This is a genomic window from Microbulbifer sp. VAAF005 (assembly GCF_030012985.1).
Lineage (GTDB): Bacteria > Pseudomonadota > Gammaproteobacteria > Pseudomonadales > Cellvibrionaceae > Microbulbifer.
In genome coordinates, this window is the sequence record NZ_CP120233.1 from 3,153,783 (window position 1) to 3,170,357 (window position 16,575).

Here is a 16,575-nt window from a genome sequence, read left to right on the forward strand (position 1 = left end):
GAGCATGCAGCAACTGAATCCCTCTGAGATCAGTGAAATCATCAAGAGCCGCATCGAAAATCTCGATGTGAGCACTGAAGCCCAAAATGAGGGCACCATTGTTTCCGTATCCGACGGCATCATCCGCATCCACGGCCTGGCCGATGTGATGTACGGCGAGATGATCGAGTTCGAAGGCGGCGTTTACGGTATGGCGCTGAACCTGGAGCGCGACTCCGTTGGTGCTGTAATCCTGGGCGACTACAAGGCGCTGGCTGAAGGCCAAAAGTGCCGTTGCACCGGCCGTATCCTGGAAACCCCCGTTGGCCCGGAACTGCTCGGCCGCGTTGTAGACGCGCTGGGTAACCCGATCGACGGCAAGGGCCCGCTGAACAACAAGCTGACCGACGCGGTGGAAAAAGTAGCGCCTGGCGTTATTGCCCGTCAGTCCGTTGACCAGCCTGTACAAACCGGTTTGAAAGCGGTTGATACCATGATCCCGATTGGCCGTGGCCAGCGTGAGCTGATCATCGGTGACCGTCAGATCGGTAAGACTGCTGTGGCGATTGACGCCATCATCAACCAGAAAGGCACCGGCGTTAAGTGTGTCTACGTTGCCGTGGGCCAGAAGCAGTCCTCTATTGCCAACGTAGTGCGCAAGCTCGAAGAGCACGGCGCTATGGATCACACCATCGTAGTAGCCGCTGGCGCCGCCGATCCGGCAGCGATGCAGTTCCTGGCTCCCTACGTGGGTTGTACCATGGGTGAGTACTTCCGCGACCGCGGTGAAGACGCCCTGATCGTATACGATGATCTGACCAAACAGGCTTGGGCCTACCGTCAGATCTCCCTGTTGCTGAAGCGTCCGCCTGGACGTGAAGCCTACCCCGGTGACGTTTTCTACTTGCACTCCCGTCTGCTGGAGCGCGCAGCGCGTGTAAACGCCGACTACGTAGAGAAGTTCACCAACGGTGAAGTGAAAGGCAAGACCGGCTCTCTGACCGCCCTGCCGATCATCGAAACCCAGGCCGGTGACGTATCTGCGTTCGTACCGACCAACGTGATTTCCATTACCGACGGCCAGATCTTCCTCGAGACCGATCTGTTCAACTCCGGTATCCGCCCAGCGATCAACCCGGGTATCTCTGTATCCCGTGTAGGTGGTGCAGCGCAGACCAAGGTGATCAAGAAGCTGTCCGGTGGTATCCGTACCGCTCTGGCTCAGTACCGCGAACTGGCGGCATTCTCCCAGTTTGCCTCTGACCTGGACGAAGCTACCAAAGCCCAGCTGGATCACGGTGAGCGCGTAACCGAGCTGATGAAGCAGAAACAGTACTCTCCGCTGTCTATCGCGGACATGGCTGTTTCCGTTTACGCCGCCGACAAGGGTTACCTGAAAGAAGTAGAAGTTGCCAAGGTTCTCGATTTCGAAGCCGCCCTGCTCGCTTATATGAACAGCGAACACGCAGAGCTGATGGAGAAAGTGAACAGCACTGGTAACTACAACGACGAAATCGACGCAGCTTTCAAAGCCGCTATCGAGAAGTTCGTCGCTACTAGCAGCTGGTAAGAACTCCCTGGAGAGCGCGAGAGAGCGGCGTGTCCGCTCTTTCGGAATATAACTTCCAGCGAACAAGGTAAATCACTATGGCAGGCGGAAAAGAAGTACGCACAAAAATTGCCAGCATCAAGAGCACGCAGAAAATTACTGCCGCAATGGAAATGGTTGCAGCCAGTAAGATGCGCAGGGCTCAGGATCGCATGGCACTGGGGCGTCCCTACGCCCAGCGCATACGCGCAGTGATCGGCCACGTCGCCAACGCTTCGGCCGAGTACCAGCATATTTACCTGCAAGAGCGCGAGGCCAAGCGGGTCGGTTTTATCCTGGTATCCACTGACCGCGGACTCTGTGGTGGCTTGAACGTCAATATGTTCAAAGCCGCTATTCGCGAGATGCAGGCGTGGTCCGAAAAGGGTGTCGACGTCGAAGTCTGCGCGGTAGGTAACAAGGCGGCCAGTTTCTTTAATGCCATCGGCAGCAAGGTTGTCGCAGCGGTACGCGATCTGGGCGATGCGCCCCAGGCCAACCAGCTGATTGGCTCAGTTAAGGTAATGCTGGACCGTTACGCAGAAGGCGATATCGATCGCCTGTTCCTGGTATCCAATGAGTTTATCAACACCATGTCCCAGAAGCCGCAGGTTGAGCAATTGCTGCCGCTGCCGAAGGACGAAGATGAAAAACTCATGCACGAGTGGGACTACCTCTACGAGCCGGATCCGGTTGAATTGCTGGATGGATTGCTGGCTCGCTACATCGAGTCCCAGGTATACCAGGCAGTAGTTGAAAACAAAGCCTGTGAACAGGCAGCGCGTATGATCGCGATGAAGAGCGCCACCGATAACGCCGGTGAGCTGATCGATCAGTTGCAGCTTGTCTACAACAAGGCGCGCCAGGCGGCCATTACCCAGGAACTGTCCGAAATTGTCGGCGGTGCGGCGGCGGTTTAATCCGCTGCCAGTAATGGTCAGCCTAGAAAGAATTTAAAGCTGAGGATCCGGAAATGAGTAACGGGCAAATTGTGCAAGTGATCGGAGCGGTCATCGACGTGGAATTCCCACGCGATTCTGTTCCGAATGTATACGACGCACTGGTGGTTGAGGACAAAAACCTCACCATGGAAGTGCAGCAGCAGTTGGGTGACGGCGTGGTACGCGCTATTGCCATGGGTTCATCCGAAGGTGTCAGCCGCGGTCTGTCCGTGCGCAATACCGGCGCTCCGGTTTCTGTACCGGTTGGCCTGGAAACCCTCGGTCGCATCATGGACGTGCTCGGCAACCCGATTGACGAGTGTGGCCCTATCGGTGAGAAAGAGCGCTCCTCTATCCACCGCGCTGCGCCGACCTACGAAGAGCAGTCCAGCTCTACCGAACTGCTGGAAACCGGCATCAAGGTAATCGACCTGGTTTGCCCGTTCGCCAAGGGTGGTAAGGTTGGTCTGTTCGGTGGTGCCGGTGTAGGTAAAACCGTAAACATGATGGAACTGATCAACAACATCGCTACCGAGCACTCCGGTCTGTCCGTGTTCGCAGGTGTTGGTGAGCGTACCCGTGAAGGTAACGACTTCTACTACGAGATGGCTGAATCCGGCGTTGTTGACCTGGAAAACAAAGCCAACTCCAAAGTGGCGATGGTTTACGGTCAGATGAATGAGCCGCCCGGCAACCGTCTGCGCGTAGCCCTGACCGGCCTGACCATGGCGGAGAAATTCCGTGATGAAGGCAAAGACGTACTGTTGTTCGTCGACAACATCTACCGCTACACCCTGGCCGGTACCGAAGTATCCGCACTGCTGGGCCGTATGCCTTCTGCGGTAGGTTACCAGCCGACCCTGGCGGAAGAGATGGGCGTTCTGCAGGAGCGTATTACCTCCACCAAGACTGGCTCTATCACCTCTATCCAGGCGGTATACGTACCGGCGGATGACTTGACTGACCCGTCTCCGGCGACCACCTTCGCGCACTTGGACTCCACTGTAGTACTGAGCCGTGATATCGCCGCTAAAGGTATCTACCCGGCTGTTGACCCGCTGGACTCCACCTCTCGTCAGCTGGACCCACAGGTAATTGGTCAGGAGCACTACGAAGTGGCTCGCGGCGTACAGTCTGTACTGCAGCGCTACAAAGAGCTGAAGGACATCATCGCGATCCTGGGTATGGACGAGCTGTCTGAAGAAGACAAGCAGACCGTAGCCCGCGCCCGTAAGATCGAGCGCTTCCTGTCCCAGCCGTTCCACGTTGCGGAAATCTTCACCGGTGCACCAGGTAAATACGTTTCCCTGAAAGAAACCATCCGTGGTTTCCAGGGCATCCTGAACGGTGAATATGACCACATGCCGGAACAGGCCTTCTACATGGTGGGAACCATCGACGAAGCTGTGGAAAAAGCCAACAAAGCCAAGGGCTAATCGAGAGAGGCATATACTATGGCCATGACAGTACATTGTGACATTGTCAGCGCCGAGCAGTCTCTCTTCTCCGGGCTGGTAGAGATGGTGATTGTGAGCGGTATCGAGGGTGAGCTGGGTCTCTCCTACGGTCACGCCCAGTTGCTCACCGCTCTGAAAGCCGGTCCGGTGCGCATCATCAAGCCCGGTGGTGAAGAGGAAGTACTGTTCGTCAGCGGTGGCTACGCCGAGGTTCAACCTAATATGGTGACTATCCTCGCCGATGTAGCCGAACGTGAGATCGATGAAGACGCCGCGCAGAAGGCCCGCGAAGAAGCGGAACACGCCCTGCACAAGGCGCCGTCTGAAGTCGACTACGCGCGCATCTCAGCCCAGCTGGCCGAAGCCGAAGCGCGTCTGCGTACCCTGCAGGCAATTCGCAAGGCGGCCGGTAAGTAAACAGTTCTTACCTACTCGTAAGGCCTGTTTTCAGGCGACAAAAAAGCAGCCTCGGCTGCTTTTTTTATTCTTCTGGAAAACTCTAAAAGCCTACCCTTACTCCTACCCTGCGCACACCCTATAACGGCTATAGTTTCAAGTGATGGTTGTATGTTTAAGGATTGAAGAAGCTATCAACTATGAAATGGATGTTAACTGTCGCGTATTTACTTTTTATGTTTGCGCCCTTGACTGCCACTTCTAACAAAGTGATTGCAGCCTCTATTAAAACTAGTAAAGAACCTACTACAGCTGAAAATCTAAAGTCCCCTAGAGCGTTACTAATTCACGGAAGTATCACCTCCCCTATATATGTAGATTCTGAAAATAATGTGCCTGAACACTTGGTGGAGTTTGGTTTCTTTCATTCCGGATGGACTGTCGATGAAATTGCTGAGGTATCGCAATTTACAACGTTTGTTGACGTCTATTACAATGAAATAGATATTATGAAGGCCGCAAGAAGTCATGGACTAAAGATATGGGTACAAATAGCTCCGATATTCTTTGATGGTTATCCGACCTATAGGAAGCGAGCGGATTATTTGGAACGGTGGGAGCTAGCAAGGAAACGATTAGAGCCATTTAGTGATATTATTATAGCGTTTGATCCATTAGATGAACCTTTCCATCGCTCAAAATTAAATAATCAAACACTAAAGCTATATCTAGAAGAAATTGCTCAATTAGTGAAAGAAAGCTTTCCTAAAGCAAAAAGAGCAATTACATTTATGAATGAAACAGTTAGGAAGTCAAATTTCAAAAAAATAATTCCTAAAAAATATAATTTATTTGCTGTAAATTACTATGTAGGAGAGAGTTTTCAACAACAACTAGTAGAAAAGCTAATGGTTAAAACATCACATTTAGATGTTAAATATTATTTAATTCCAAGAGCATTTAAAACCTCGAATAGAGGTTTCGGTAGTATTTCTGAATCACAATTAATCAGCCAGGCAAAGCAAGCTTATGATTTTGCAATAGCAAACCCCAAGGTTATCGCCATTTATCCCTTTGTTTGGGAGAGCATTTTTGGCAAAGACGACTACTACCTTGGGGTTGACAATCTCGAGCGAGTACAAGAAGAGTATCGAAAAATAGGTCACGCGATATCAAACACCAGATAAACTATTTTTTATCACCCATTATGTAAGTGCTGTATATAGCTCTATCATCACCAAGAACCTGCAGGGCAAATAGTTTTTCTTCAAGTGTCTTTACAGACTTCATTCTAAAATCCATTAAATCAGTTGATTTTAAATCAATGACAATAAAATCTGCTTCTTTTCCTTTTTCAAAGTTTCCAACTTTGTCATCGATATCTAATGCTTTTGCAGATCCTAAGGTTGCAAGATAGAAAGCTTTTAGCGGAGAGAGTGTCTTTATATTGTTGTTATTTCCAATCGACTTTTGCAGCTGAACTACCTTATAGGCCTCATCCATAGTCTCTAACATAGAGAAACTGGTGCCGGCTCCCACATCGGTTCCCAGGCCCACGCTAACATTGATTTCTTCACCTCTATTAAGCGGGAATAATCCGCTCCCTAGAAACAGATTAGACGTTGGGCAAAAAGCAATAGCGCTGCCGACAGAAGCCATACTTTCCATCTCTTTGTCATCCAGGTAAATACCATGAGCAAACACTGAGTGGTCCCGATTTAATCCATATATGTTATAAACATCAAGATAACTATTTGCTTCTGGGAACAATGATTTTACCCAATTAATTTCATCCTTATTTTCGGAAACATGGGTATGCATATACACATCGGGATATTCATCTAGTAACTTAGCTGCCTGCTTAAGCTGCTCAGGAGTACTTGTCGGGGCAAATCTTGGAGTAATGGCATAGCTCAATCGATCCTTATTATGCCAACGTTCGATCAGTTTCTTGCTATCGGAATAGGCACTTTGCGGTGTATCTTGCAGGTATTCTGGCGCATTGCGATCCATCAGCACCTTACCTGCAATTAGTCGCATGTTCTCTCGTTGAGCAACTTCAAAGAGAGCATCTACAGACTCTGGGTGAACGGTACCAAATACAAGTGCTGATGTTGTGCCATTCTTTAGTAACTGACTAATAAAGAACTCTGCAACCTCCTTTGCATGTTCTTTATCGGAAAATTTCCTTTCAGTTGGAAAGGTGTATTCTTTAAGCCACTCTAATAATTGCTCACCATGAGCCGCAATCATTCCCGTCTGTGGATAGTGAATATGAGAATCGATAAAGCCGGGAAGTATTAACTTGCCGCGATAATCTACAATCTCTGCGCCTCTTTTTTTTACCGAAATTTCTTCTTCAGAAATTATCCCGGCAATTATTCCATCTTTGACAATTAATCCGCCATCCTCAATATACTCATAAGCTTTACTAGTCTTCGCCGGGTCGGAAGTAAAATGAAGTATGTCACCTTGAAATATAGTTGTCTCTGCATAAACAAAGTTGCTAGAGGCTGAGAGTAATAGAAATAATTTAGCTACATTGGACTTTATATTGCTGCTTAAGGATAAATATTCGACCACCAATTCACTCCGTTAAAATAATAAGCAAACCTACATATTTAGCATTTGAAAGATAATGTGACAAATTTATTTCGATTGTCTCTAGAAGAGCTGGAATACAAAACAACAAATTAACTTATATATTGAGTAATAACCTACTTAAAAATACAGAAATTTGATTTGTATATCTTGTATTTGGAAAAAACTTAATAAATTCCATCTAAACTTGTACTTAAATCTAGATTGAAGGCTCTCAATCCATGTTTAAACATCCAGATCACGTAACAGTAGTTGTTACGAAATTAGAGGAAAGTGTCAGCTTTTTTGAATTGCTGGGTTTTGAGCTTCTACTCAAAAACTTTCTAACTGGCGAGAAAGCGTCACGGTATCTCCAGGTGGATAATGTAGAAGCAGATCACTTTACGATGGTACTAAAGCAGTCATCTCCGAAATTTGAGATACAGCTACTTCACTACCGAAATCCAGTGGTTAAAACTAATCCATCACTAATTGACTTGGCAAGGCCCGGTTATAACCATCTGTGTTTAAAGGTAGATAATTTGAATGAAGCTTTAGAGTATTTATCGAAGCAAGGAATTAGTACAAGAAGCGGAATATTGGAGTATCAAGATAAAAAATTAGCTTTTCTCTTGGGACCAGAGAATATAACCGTTGAATTAGCCGAGTGAATTGTCCAAGCAAATAGATAGTACTTCTACTCAAACTTGACATGTAAATCTCTCGAAGAAATGATACTAGCCTAGCTAAAATTTATGTCTCCATATAAATTCGAGATATTGACATGGCAAATGAAATCATCTTTTATACGAATCCTCAGTCGAGAGGCTGTATTGTTCGATGGATGTTAGAGGAGATATCAGTACCCTATCAAACCAAAGTACTTGAATATGGCGAAGACATGAAATCGCTAGAGTATCTTGCTTTGAATCCCATGGGGAAAGTTCCAACACTAGTGCACGACAACAAAACAATAACTGAAGCAGCAGCAATATGTGTCTACTTGGCTGATGTGTTTTCCGATTCAGGTTTGTCTCCGATAAATAACGAAGAGCGTGCCAATTATTACCGGTGGATGTTTTATTCGGCTGGACCTCTAGAGTCCGCCATTGTGAATAAATATATCTTTGATGAAGATGTGGCTAAAGATAAACAGCAAATGTTGGGTTACGGTAATTATAAACTTGCACTAGATACGCTATCTGGTGCAATAAAATCAAACCCGTATATTGTTGGAGAACGTTTTACAGCAGCAGATGTATATATTGGTGCACAGCTGGGGTGGGGGTTACAGTTTGGAACTATAGATGGACGTGAAGAGTATCAGGAGTATGTAAATCGTTTATCTCAACGTAAAGCATTTCAACGAGCTCAAGAACTTGATGCAGCTTTGGAAAAAGACATGAATATAAGCCCAGCTTAAATTTAAATATATTTTGTTTGAACTAAAAGGTCAGAAACTATATTCCTGACCTTTTTGATTTATCCCAAATACTAGTTTTCAACTAAAAATTCCGCTTTTTATTTGCCGGACAGCTCTGTTGAATCGAAAACGATCATTTCTGTCTATAGAAGTATTTTCATCCATCATATGCTCATAATCACTTTCAACTACTTTGAGATAATCTAGTGCTTCATCTTTATCCCCTTTCATTGCAATAAGGTATGAGCGAGACAAGCACATTCTTAATTTATGAGCATCTGTTAGATGTTCTTTAGGATGATTATCGTGGAGCTTCAAGCATTCCTCTAGGCTAGCTTCGGTGAATGGGTCGTATTCAGCTACTTCCTTAGGAATTGGTTTTTTACACTTATAGATTGAGCTTGAAAATACTTGCCCATACCAGTCGAAATAATCTTCAAGATATCCCATGGTTACTTTAATCCATGGTAAACGATCAAAGAAAAAATCCTGATTAATGAAAAATGATTCGCGCTCAATAAGCTTTGGCATAAACTCTGCTGAAACATGTTTATTTAGGTCCTGAGTTTTACATACATCAATAAAACAAATTTCAATTGGATTATCAGGCCAGGAAAACTCATTAAAATCACCGATATTTAGTTCAATCAATGACTGAAATGGAGAAATACTATTTTCTAATATTGGAACAAAAGATTCACCAAACTTATAGGTCAATGAGTCACACTCCCAAACACGATCCGAACCATTTGCAGGTTTAGGTAGAAAACCCAATTCATAACTACTAATAGGCTTACTATTCAATATATTTGAATTTACGTTGTTTGAAAAATTTGAATTACTCATCAATCCATGCGCGAGAGAAACTACAGAAGCTCCCATAAAGCTTCCTGCATCAACAATATATCCTTTTTGCTGGAAATTTTTTGACGCCAATGAATAGAGTAATTTGCGTTCCGCAATCGAAACCATTCCTGGCGTCTCAAATACGCTCTGGGGGACTTCAGTTTTAGAGAATGATATTTCTGGGTGTACATAACAACCCCTTGCAATTTCCGCATCTTCAATTTCGTACATTATTTTGCTCCGGAAAGAAAATTAATTACTTAGCGTAAGCTACACAAAAAACAACATTTGTCTTCATTTCATCCAGTGTAATATCAGGAATTTCTTCTCTTACTCTGGTCTCTATTTCCGGAGTTAAACGTTCTAAAACATTACTATGTGAAGGCTGTAGTTCCCAGGTATCGATATTAAAATACTTACGTGTTAATGCGCGTAATTCATCGATTCGAATGCGATTTAGATGTGTGTGTAAATAGTGGTCGTGTGGCAAATGGCGAACAATATTAATATGGTTCCAATCACAAAACTTAAGATGATCTGGATTCCCTTCATCTAAAACTGATGGATTATGAGGAGGCATATGGTGCCCACTCCAGCCATAAAAGTTGTGATGCAGAAATATAATTTTTCCTCCTTTCGATAACAACCCCGCAATATCCTCGAATACACCCTCAATTTCCAATAGGTGCTCAGTGACATTGTGTAGGCAAACCGTATCAAAGGTCTTTATACCAACGAGATCGCGGGTAGAGCACTGGCGTAAATCAATATCCGGGATCAAATCCATGATGTCCTGGCCGGACATTGGCGCGTTAACCCACTTTCTTATCCTTTTATTGCGAACTCTCCTGGAGTCTAAAGACATTGCAGGGTCTACACCGGTATAACTGTTTGCCCCAGCACAGAGGTAGCCCATGGCATAGCCGCCAAAACCACAACCGACATCTAAAACATTGCACCCTTGTACATATTTATGTAGTTTTCTTGGCCATGAACAGTAGCCGAGTTCAACGGCACTAGTGATGAGGTCAGAATCAAAATTCTTCAGTGCGTGGCGTATATTAGTGCAGTTGTGGAAAAATGCGATTTTAGCCTGCAATTCATGATTGTCCCAATCTTCTAAAGGCTCGATTTTCTTCAATTGTTTTGCTGCTTTTGAGCGGGAAAGTTTTGAAAATGCAGGGTGAGAACGGGAGGTGTCTAAAATTTCAATCGCTTCCCTGGCGTTATTTTCGATTCGTATCAGTTTGACTTGGTCAAAGACTTTCAGAGCTCGTTTATGTTCTGGACTGCACTTGATTGCTATTTTTATATCTTTTTCAGCTTGATCTATATCTCCTTTAGCTATATTTAGCATAGCGGAGATTATTCTCATGCCTACATGGTGTGGATGTCTTGATATGAAGGTCAGCGCATATTTATCACAATTTAGAATCGAACCATTTTTTGATTCGGCATAGCAAAGAAAATAAGTAGCCGGATGAAAAGGGTTGAGATCGGCAATTGGACGCAATAACTCTCTCGCCAGGTCTATTTCTCCAGCTAATGCAGCTTGCTTCCCTTGTTCAAAATTATCCAGCTGATTGATTTCTAAAGTAGACATTTAATTTTCCAAGTAATGGTAACCAGGTTTTTTGGCGTGGATATTTACTTGCATGCTGCAAATAGGTGCAGTTGCGCTCGATTTAAATCAAATATAATAAGATTGCTTATTATTGAGTACATGCTCGCAGCTAGCATTGATTTTCTTAAATTATGAAAATATTCATAAATGTGAAAGTTGGAGCTGTCAAATAATAAATTTATTTTCTCTGAGAAAACTATTCAAGGTGCAATCTATAAAAGTTGGCGCGGATGCTAACTCGTATAATCGGTAAAGCTGTAAAGCCTGTGTTATAAATTGGATTTTGTAAGATTCACGTTATCCAATTAAGTAGCAGACGATAACACCTCAACCCTTAATAAATTGATCTGCCAACGGCCTGGTTGGCAAAACTTGTGGAGGTGGCTCTTTGAAACTGATAATAGTCGGTGGCGATGGCTTTTGTGGATGGCCAACCTCATTACATCTGAGTAATTTAGGTCATGAAGTTATTATTATTGACAATTTTTCTAGAAGAAAAATTGATAGTGAACTCAATGTAAAGTCATTAACACCGATTCGAGAACTGAAAGAACGTATTGATACCTGGTTTGAGTTAACGGGAAAGGTTATTCGCTTTGTCGAGTTGGATGTTTCCCAGAAATTTAACGATCTTGTAAATCTAATAGAGGAGGAAAAACCAGATAGTATAGTTCATTTTGGTGAGCAGCGTGCTGCCCCCTATTCGATGAAAAGTAGCGCTACTAAAAATTATACGATCTCTAATAACATTTGTGGTACCCATAATATTCTCAATGCGATTGTAGCGACACAGCTTGATATCCACTTGGTTCACCTCGGTACAATGGGTGTGTATGGTTACGGCCATGAGGAGCCCATACCAATACCTGAAGGTTACTTGGATGTAAAAATAGAGACAATTGATAATCGTCAAATTTCAGACTCTATCGTTTATCCGCCTAATCCCGGCTCCATTTACCATATGACTAAGACGATGGATTCGCAGATGTTTCAGTATTATGCGAAAAATGACAGGCTTCGTATTACCGATCTTCACCAGGGGATTGTTTGGGGAACACAGACTGAACTCTCTAGTCTGGATGAGCGCCTGATAAATCGTTTTGATTATGACGGGGACTACGGCACAGTCCTAAATAGATTTCTAATGCAAGCGACTGTCGGTTTTCCACTGACTGTTCATGGCACAGGTGGTCAAACTCGTGCATTTATCCATATCTCTGATACTTGTAAATGTATTGAGCAGGCACTTTTACATCCACCGGAGCTCGGTGAACGGCCACTGATTCTCAATCAGATGGCGGAAACGCAAACACTTTCCGATCTTGCACAATTAGTTCATTCATTGACAGACTGTGAAATAAGTTATCTGCCAAACCCGAGGAAGGAGGCAGAGAGAAATGATCTCAATGTAAAAAATGATTTACTTCGTTCATTCGGATGGCAGCCGATTCTTATTAAAGATAGCCTTCTGCAGGAAATTACAGATATAACAATGCAATATCAAGATCGGGCTGATCATTCAAAAATACCTTGCGTTTCCTATTGGACACAAGGTAATAAACTAGCCGATATTTCCTATCGGGAAAAAACTAGTGAAGTTACAGAAACCATTTCTTAGTGGGTAGCTTTAGCTATGTCTACGCGAATCCTTATTACTGGTGGATGTGGATTTATAGGTTCAAATTTAGTCAAATATCTCAGTACTTTGAGTTTATATGACGAAATTTTAGTTTTAGATAATGAGGTCACTGGCACTACCGCAGCATTAGCCGGCATACCTCATCAATTTATCAGAGGAGATGTTAGAAATCAGCGGGATGTAGATGAGGCAGTAAAGCATGCTGATGCTGTTATACACTTAGCTGCAGATACACGTGTTATTAATTCAATAAATAATCCTGTCTATAACTTTGAAGTAAATGTACAAGGGACAGTCAATCTTCTGGAAGCGATGCGAAGGTATGAGGTTAGATATCTAATTAATGCTTCTACAGGTGGGGCGATCATTGGGGAAGCTGATCCACCTGTACACGAATTAATGCCGGTGAACCCCGCATCGGCTTATGGTGCGTCTAAGGCTGCAGCGGAAGCTTACTGTTCTGCATATTCTCAGAGCTATGGACTATCAATAACTTGTTTACGATTTTCTAATGTTTATGGTCCGCTTTCCCTTCACAAGGGAAGTGTGATAGCAGCTTTTATAAAAAATATTCTGAAAGGACAGGTCTGTGATGTCTACGGAGATGGCTATCAGACTAGAGACTTTATTTTTGTAGGCGATCTCTGCCAGGGAATAATGAAGGCTCTGGAAAAGAGAGAAAATGGAGTGTTTCAGCTAGGCAGCGGCCAGCCAACGTCAATTAACGAAGTAATTAGTTTACTAAGGGATGTCTCGGGCTGCCATGAAGACCTTGAAATAGTTAACCACCCTTTCAGAGCAGGTGAAGTACGTCATAACTATACCGATATTACTAAAGCAAAACAGTACTTGGGCTTTAGACCGGAAGTATCATTAAGGGACGGTATTCAAATTACATGGGATTACTTTGTCAATAAGGAGGATGTTCTGAAGCCCAGCCTCTCGCAGAGGGCCCTACAGAATGCAGATTGACAAATTTTCAGTAGAATCATTCCCTGATTTAAATACTTATGCAGGTTTTGAGTCGGACCAGAAGCTCAGAGTTTGTATAGCCACAGAAGAAATCCTAGGTCCGGTGAGAAATGGAGGGATTGCTTCAACCTACTATCACCTAGCGAAAGGACTGGCAGCACATGGGCACGAAGTACATGTGCTCTACTTAAAGGGTGAAACAGTTGAGAATGAAACACCTGAGTATTGGGTTGAGGAATATTCCAAGTTTGGTGTTTCACTGCACTACTTGGTGCACACGGATGAAACAATAATCGGCCCCTCACAGAGTTGGCAGCGACGATATAGTGCGGCATACCGCTGGTTAATTGAACAGAGACGTTTTGATGTTATCCACACCTCCGAATGGCGAGGTGGATTAATTTATGCGTTGATGGTTAAGAAGTTGGGTTTGGCGTTTAAAGATACATTATTTATTGTAAAGACATCGTCCCCGCACCTCTGGAATCGTCATTATCAAATGCAGCCATTGGTAAAAAGGGAGCTGTTACCAGCGAGTTTTGCCGAGCAGAAATGTGTTGAATTTGCCGATATGGTAATTGGTGGTAGCGCACACCTACTTTGCTTTATGCGCTATGTGGGCTATAAGCTGCCAACATCAACTTATGTTCAGCCAAATATTCTTGATTTTTCTGAAGTTCCCGTTGATGATAAACGCATTAATCGACAGCCTGGTGATGTAGTTCGCACTAAGGAATTGACCTTCTTTGGTCGTTTGGAAATGCGGAAGGGATTGGAGCTCTTTTGTACGGCTCTGGATTTACTTGAGCGGACGGGGAATTGTCCTACCAGAGTTAATTTCCTAGGTAAATATGGTGAAGCCTTACCTAATCAAAACAATGAGAAGGTTGCGGACTATATTGAGCGAAAAGCATCTAGTTGGAGTTTTGAAGTCAATTGCATCACAGATTATAACCAGCCGGAAGCTCTCTCGTTTTTATGTTCCAGGGATATGATAGCGGTAATGCCCTCCCTGATTGAAAACTCCACCATGGCAGTATATGAAACACTGGAGAATAATATTCCTTTTATTGCAACGCGAGTAGGGGGAACTCCAGAGCTTATCGCAAAAGAAGACCATGAAAGTTGTCTTATCGCACCCTACGCATTTGAGCTTGCGAAAAGGCTAGAAGAGGTACTGAAGAGTGGGCATAGGATTGCGCATTCCAGTTTTGATAACAATTATAACCTTCAAGTTTGGTATGGTTTTCATGCCTACTTAGCAGATCTTTTTAAGCAGTATGGTGGCGCTGAAGCGATCACTAAGATTACAGGCTTTCCCACCTTAACAGTTTCTAATGAGATGGAGCTACCGACCCTAGAAGTAGTTGTTCTATTGCGGGATACTGAGAGTGTTATGGAATTTTCTGAGGCACTTTTAGTTGATAGACCCGACTCCATCAAATTTTTATTAATTGATCCCTATCTTGAAAATATTGCTGAGAGAGCTTCTAACTTTCTATTGGAAGCCGGTCTCAATTGTAGTTTGGTGGATTTCATTGGATTTCCAGCAGGGATTGCACTGGCAAAAAGTCTTTCTGAAAGTACTCTAGATGCTTGCATTCTCTGTGATGGTACATCCTCTCGATTAGGTGGAAAATTTTGTGGTGAGTTACGCAAAGCTCTTCAAATAAATCATGAATTCATAATCACTAGCTTTTTATCTCTACCTGAAAACAAGGTGGTAATGCCGATAGGTGGAGATATCGTGTCTGAGATCAGTTTTGGAAATGCAATAGGCACAAATATTATTTGTATCCCAAAACTGGTATCAAGCAAGGTGGGGTCAATACTCCCTTATGATATTCGCTACGGTTTGGTACAAGAATATATTTTAAGGGCGAACAAAGAATTTGGGTTTGAATTGATGGTTATTCCTGAGTGCCATCTTCGGAGTGATTACTATTTAGAGGAATTGGAAGAATCTCGAAATAACGCTAACTCAGTCTACCTTCGCTCAATGTCGTTGATTGAAAATGATAATATTGCCTATCGTAAACTAGCCCTTCTTCCTTCAGCTCAGCCTATTGGAGCTAAATTAAGACCAGCACTTTATCGGGATAAGAATCGTTTGGATGAGGAACCCGTGTGGCTTTTACATGCCGACCGGCCTCGTAAAATGAAAAACCGTAATCCGAGGGTGGTTGTTGGTTTGGACGAGAGAAATTCCCATTTGCTCTGTGTAGCCAAAGGTCCGGGAAATAGGCAATTAATAGTTAATGGCGAGCCCCAGTCAATTTCTTTGGAGCTACAAGATAATGAACTTACTTTACATAGATTCCCAATTCCAGATAAATGGGAAGAAGGTGAAAAATTTAATATTAAGTTTCTTTTAGAAGATCAAGAAATGACTTACACCCGTTTTATACGGGTTATAAAACTTTCTAAAAATGTATTTGCAGCTATCTCTGGAAGCCCAATACTTAATGAGGTAGCTGTTGAGGAGATATTTAACCAAAAATATACCTGGAGTTTCTTCTCTAAATCAGAAAATAACACACCTGAAAACATTCAAGGGGTAGATACTGAAGATACCACTTTATATGGGCAAGATCACGCAGAGGTAGGAGAATTTGTAGACAAGGATTATACAGTAGAAGGTAAGGATGAGCCTGAACATGATATTGCAAAAATTATCCATGAGCAGGGAAAAATCAATGAAACTGAATTTAAACCCAAGTTTAGTTTTCAGGCTGTGATTCAAAAATCTGGCACTACCTTGCAGCGCATATTCAAGGGATATACCGGCTCACCTATTAAAGGTTCAATTCCACCACGAGAACTATTTGCACTCGATCCACGGGTTCTTGAGGGATGGGCATGGGATAGAAGCAATATAGCTAAAAATTTAGTGATTGTCTTAGAGGTGAACGGAAATATTGTAGCTGAAACCACGGCGAATCGTTATGTGGAACGTTTCGGTACTCGAAACCCGAAACTAGCTTGGTATGGATTCCGGTTCTCTTTAACCCCAGAAATAAAGCAGGAAAACTCAGAAATTACCGTACGTGTTAAGGAAAATGGACTTGTCTTACGAAATGGCCGATTGCGTTATCTTAAACAAATGTTAGTCGCGATCTAAGGTGGCTTG

The 16,575-nt window shown here is 43.7% G+C and carries 13 protein-coding genes; 10 read left to right on the top strand and 3 right to left on the bottom strand.

The genetic code is table 11. The features are described from left to right. The first annotated feature begins 4 nt into the window (after positions 1-4). From atpA to P0078_RS14050, 5 genes are all read left to right on the top strand, one after another. Positions 5-1,549 (top strand): F0F1 ATP synthase subunit alpha, encoded by a 1,545-nt coding sequence (gene atpA / locus P0078_RS14030; RefSeq protein ID WP_108735090.1) that lies wholly within the window; start codon positions 5-7, stop codon positions 1,547-1,549. Between the two features lie 77 nt (positions 1,550-1,626). After that, positions 1,627-2,487, top strand: coding sequence for a F0F1 ATP synthase subunit gamma (atpG, locus tag P0078_RS14035; protein WP_282930573.1), 861 nt, complete (start codon positions 1,627-1,629; stop codon positions 2,485-2,487). A 53-nt stretch (positions 2,488-2,540) separates the two neighbouring features. After that, on the top strand, positions 2,541-3,944 hold the full coding sequence (atpD, locus tag P0078_RS14040) for a F0F1 ATP synthase subunit beta (RefSeq protein WP_282930574.1): 1,404 nt from the start codon (positions 2,541-2,543) through the stop codon (positions 3,942-3,944). Positions 3,945-3,962: 18 nt separating this feature from the next. Further along, positions 3,963-4,382 (top strand): F0F1 ATP synthase subunit epsilon, encoded by a 420-nt coding sequence (locus P0078_RS14045; RefSeq protein ID WP_108735087.1) that lies wholly within the window; start codon positions 3,963-3,965, stop codon positions 4,380-4,382. Positions 4,383-4,561: 179 nt separating this feature from the next. Next, entirely contained in the window at positions 4,562-5,548 is a 987-nt protein-coding gene (locus tag P0078_RS14050) for a hypothetical protein (protein WP_282930575.1), read from the top strand. Between the two features lies 1 nt (position 5,549). Here P0078_RS14050 and guaD read toward each other — a convergent pair whose 3' ends face one another. Continuing rightward, positions 5,550-6,944 carry a guanine deaminase gene (gene guaD, locus P0078_RS14055; protein WP_282930576.1) on the bottom strand — a complete coding sequence of 465 codons (1,395 nt, stop codon included), beginning with the start codon at positions 6,942-6,944 and terminating at the stop codon, positions 5,550-5,552. Between the two features lie 239 nt (positions 6,945-7,183). Between guaD and P0078_RS14060 the strand changes: the two genes are divergently transcribed. Continuing rightward, the gene (locus P0078_RS14060; protein ID WP_282930577.1) at positions 7,184-7,612 is read left to right on the top strand and encodes a VOC family protein; all 429 of its coding nucleotides are present in this window, start codon (positions 7,184-7,186) and stop codon (positions 7,610-7,612) included. A gap of 113 nt (positions 7,613-7,725) precedes the next feature. Then, the gene (locus tag P0078_RS14065; protein ID WP_282930578.1) at positions 7,726-8,364 is read left to right on the top strand and encodes a glutathione S-transferase family protein; all 639 of its coding nucleotides are present in this window, start codon (positions 7,726-7,728) and stop codon (positions 8,362-8,364) included. A gap of 78 nt (positions 8,365-8,442) precedes the next feature. Here P0078_RS14065 and P0078_RS14070 read toward each other — a convergent pair whose 3' ends face one another. Beyond that, on the bottom strand, positions 8,443-9,441 hold the full coding sequence (locus P0078_RS14070; RefSeq protein WP_282930579.1) for a hypothetical protein: 999 nt from the start codon (positions 9,439-9,441) through the stop codon (positions 8,443-8,445). A gap of 25 nt (positions 9,442-9,466) precedes the next feature. Continuing rightward, positions 9,467-10,813 carry a class I SAM-dependent methyltransferase gene (locus P0078_RS14075; RefSeq protein ID WP_282930580.1) on the bottom strand — a complete coding sequence of 449 codons (1,347 nt, stop codon included), beginning with the start codon at positions 10,811-10,813 and terminating at the stop codon, positions 9,467-9,469. Positions 10,814-11,222: 409 nt separating this feature from the next. Between P0078_RS14075 and P0078_RS14080 the strand changes: the two genes are divergently transcribed. Genes P0078_RS14080 through P0078_RS14090 form a run of 3 tightly spaced genes read left to right on the top strand, consistent with a single transcriptional unit; the run spans position 11,223 to position 16,566 of the window. Further along, a complete protein-coding gene (locus P0078_RS14080) occupies positions 11,223-12,452 on the top strand; it encodes an NAD-dependent epimerase/dehydratase family protein (protein WP_282930581.1) in 1,230 nt (409 codons plus the stop codon). A gap of 15 nt (positions 12,453-12,467) precedes the next feature. Continuing rightward, a complete protein-coding gene (locus tag P0078_RS14085) occupies positions 12,468-13,445 on the top strand; it encodes an NAD-dependent epimerase/dehydratase family protein (RefSeq protein WP_282930582.1) in 978 nt (325 codons plus the stop codon). Beyond that, positions 13,435-16,566, top strand: a complete 3,132-nt coding sequence (locus P0078_RS14090) for a glycosyltransferase family 4 protein (protein WP_282930583.1) — start codon at positions 13,435-13,437, stop codon at positions 16,564-16,566. The genes P0078_RS14085 and P0078_RS14090 overlap by 11 nt, the downstream gene beginning before the upstream one ends. The last annotated feature ends 9 nt before the right edge of the window (positions 16,567-16,575 follow it).

Coding starts and splice junctions, on each gene's coding strand:
- atpA (WP_108735090.1), top strand. CDS start 5: ATGCAGCAACTGAATCCCTCTGAGATCAGTGAAATCATCAAGAGCCGC.
- atpG (WP_282930573.1), top strand. CDS start 1,627: ATGGCAGGCGGAAAAGAAGTACGCACAAAAATTGCCAGCATCAAGAGC.
- atpD (WP_282930574.1), top strand. CDS start 2,541: ATGAGTAACGGGCAAATTGTGCAAGTGATCGGAGCGGTCATCGACGTG.
- P0078_RS14045 (WP_108735087.1), top strand. CDS start 3,963: ATGGCCATGACAGTACATTGTGACATTGTCAGCGCCGAGCAGTCTCTC.
- P0078_RS14050 (WP_282930575.1), top strand. CDS start 4,562: ATGAAATGGATGTTAACTGTCGCGTATTTACTTTTTATGTTTGCGCCC.
- P0078_RS14060 (WP_282930577.1), top strand. CDS start 7,184: ATGTTTAAACATCCAGATCACGTAACAGTAGTTGTTACGAAATTAGAG.
- P0078_RS14065 (WP_282930578.1), top strand. CDS start 7,726: ATGGCAAATGAAATCATCTTTTATACGAATCCTCAGTCGAGAGGCTGT.
- P0078_RS14070 (WP_282930579.1), bottom strand. CDS start 9,441: ATGTACGAAATTGAAGATGCGGAAATTGCAAGGGGTTGTTATGTACAC.
- P0078_RS14075 (WP_282930580.1), bottom strand. CDS start 10,813: ATGTCTACTTTAGAAATCAATCAGCTGGATAATTTTGAACAAGGGAAG.
- P0078_RS14085 (WP_282930582.1), top strand. CDS start 12,468: ATGTCTACGCGAATCCTTATTACTGGTGGATGTGGATTTATAGGTTCA.
- P0078_RS14090 (WP_282930583.1), top strand. CDS start 13,435: ATGCAGATTGACAAATTTTCAGTAGAATCATTCCCTGATTTAAATACT.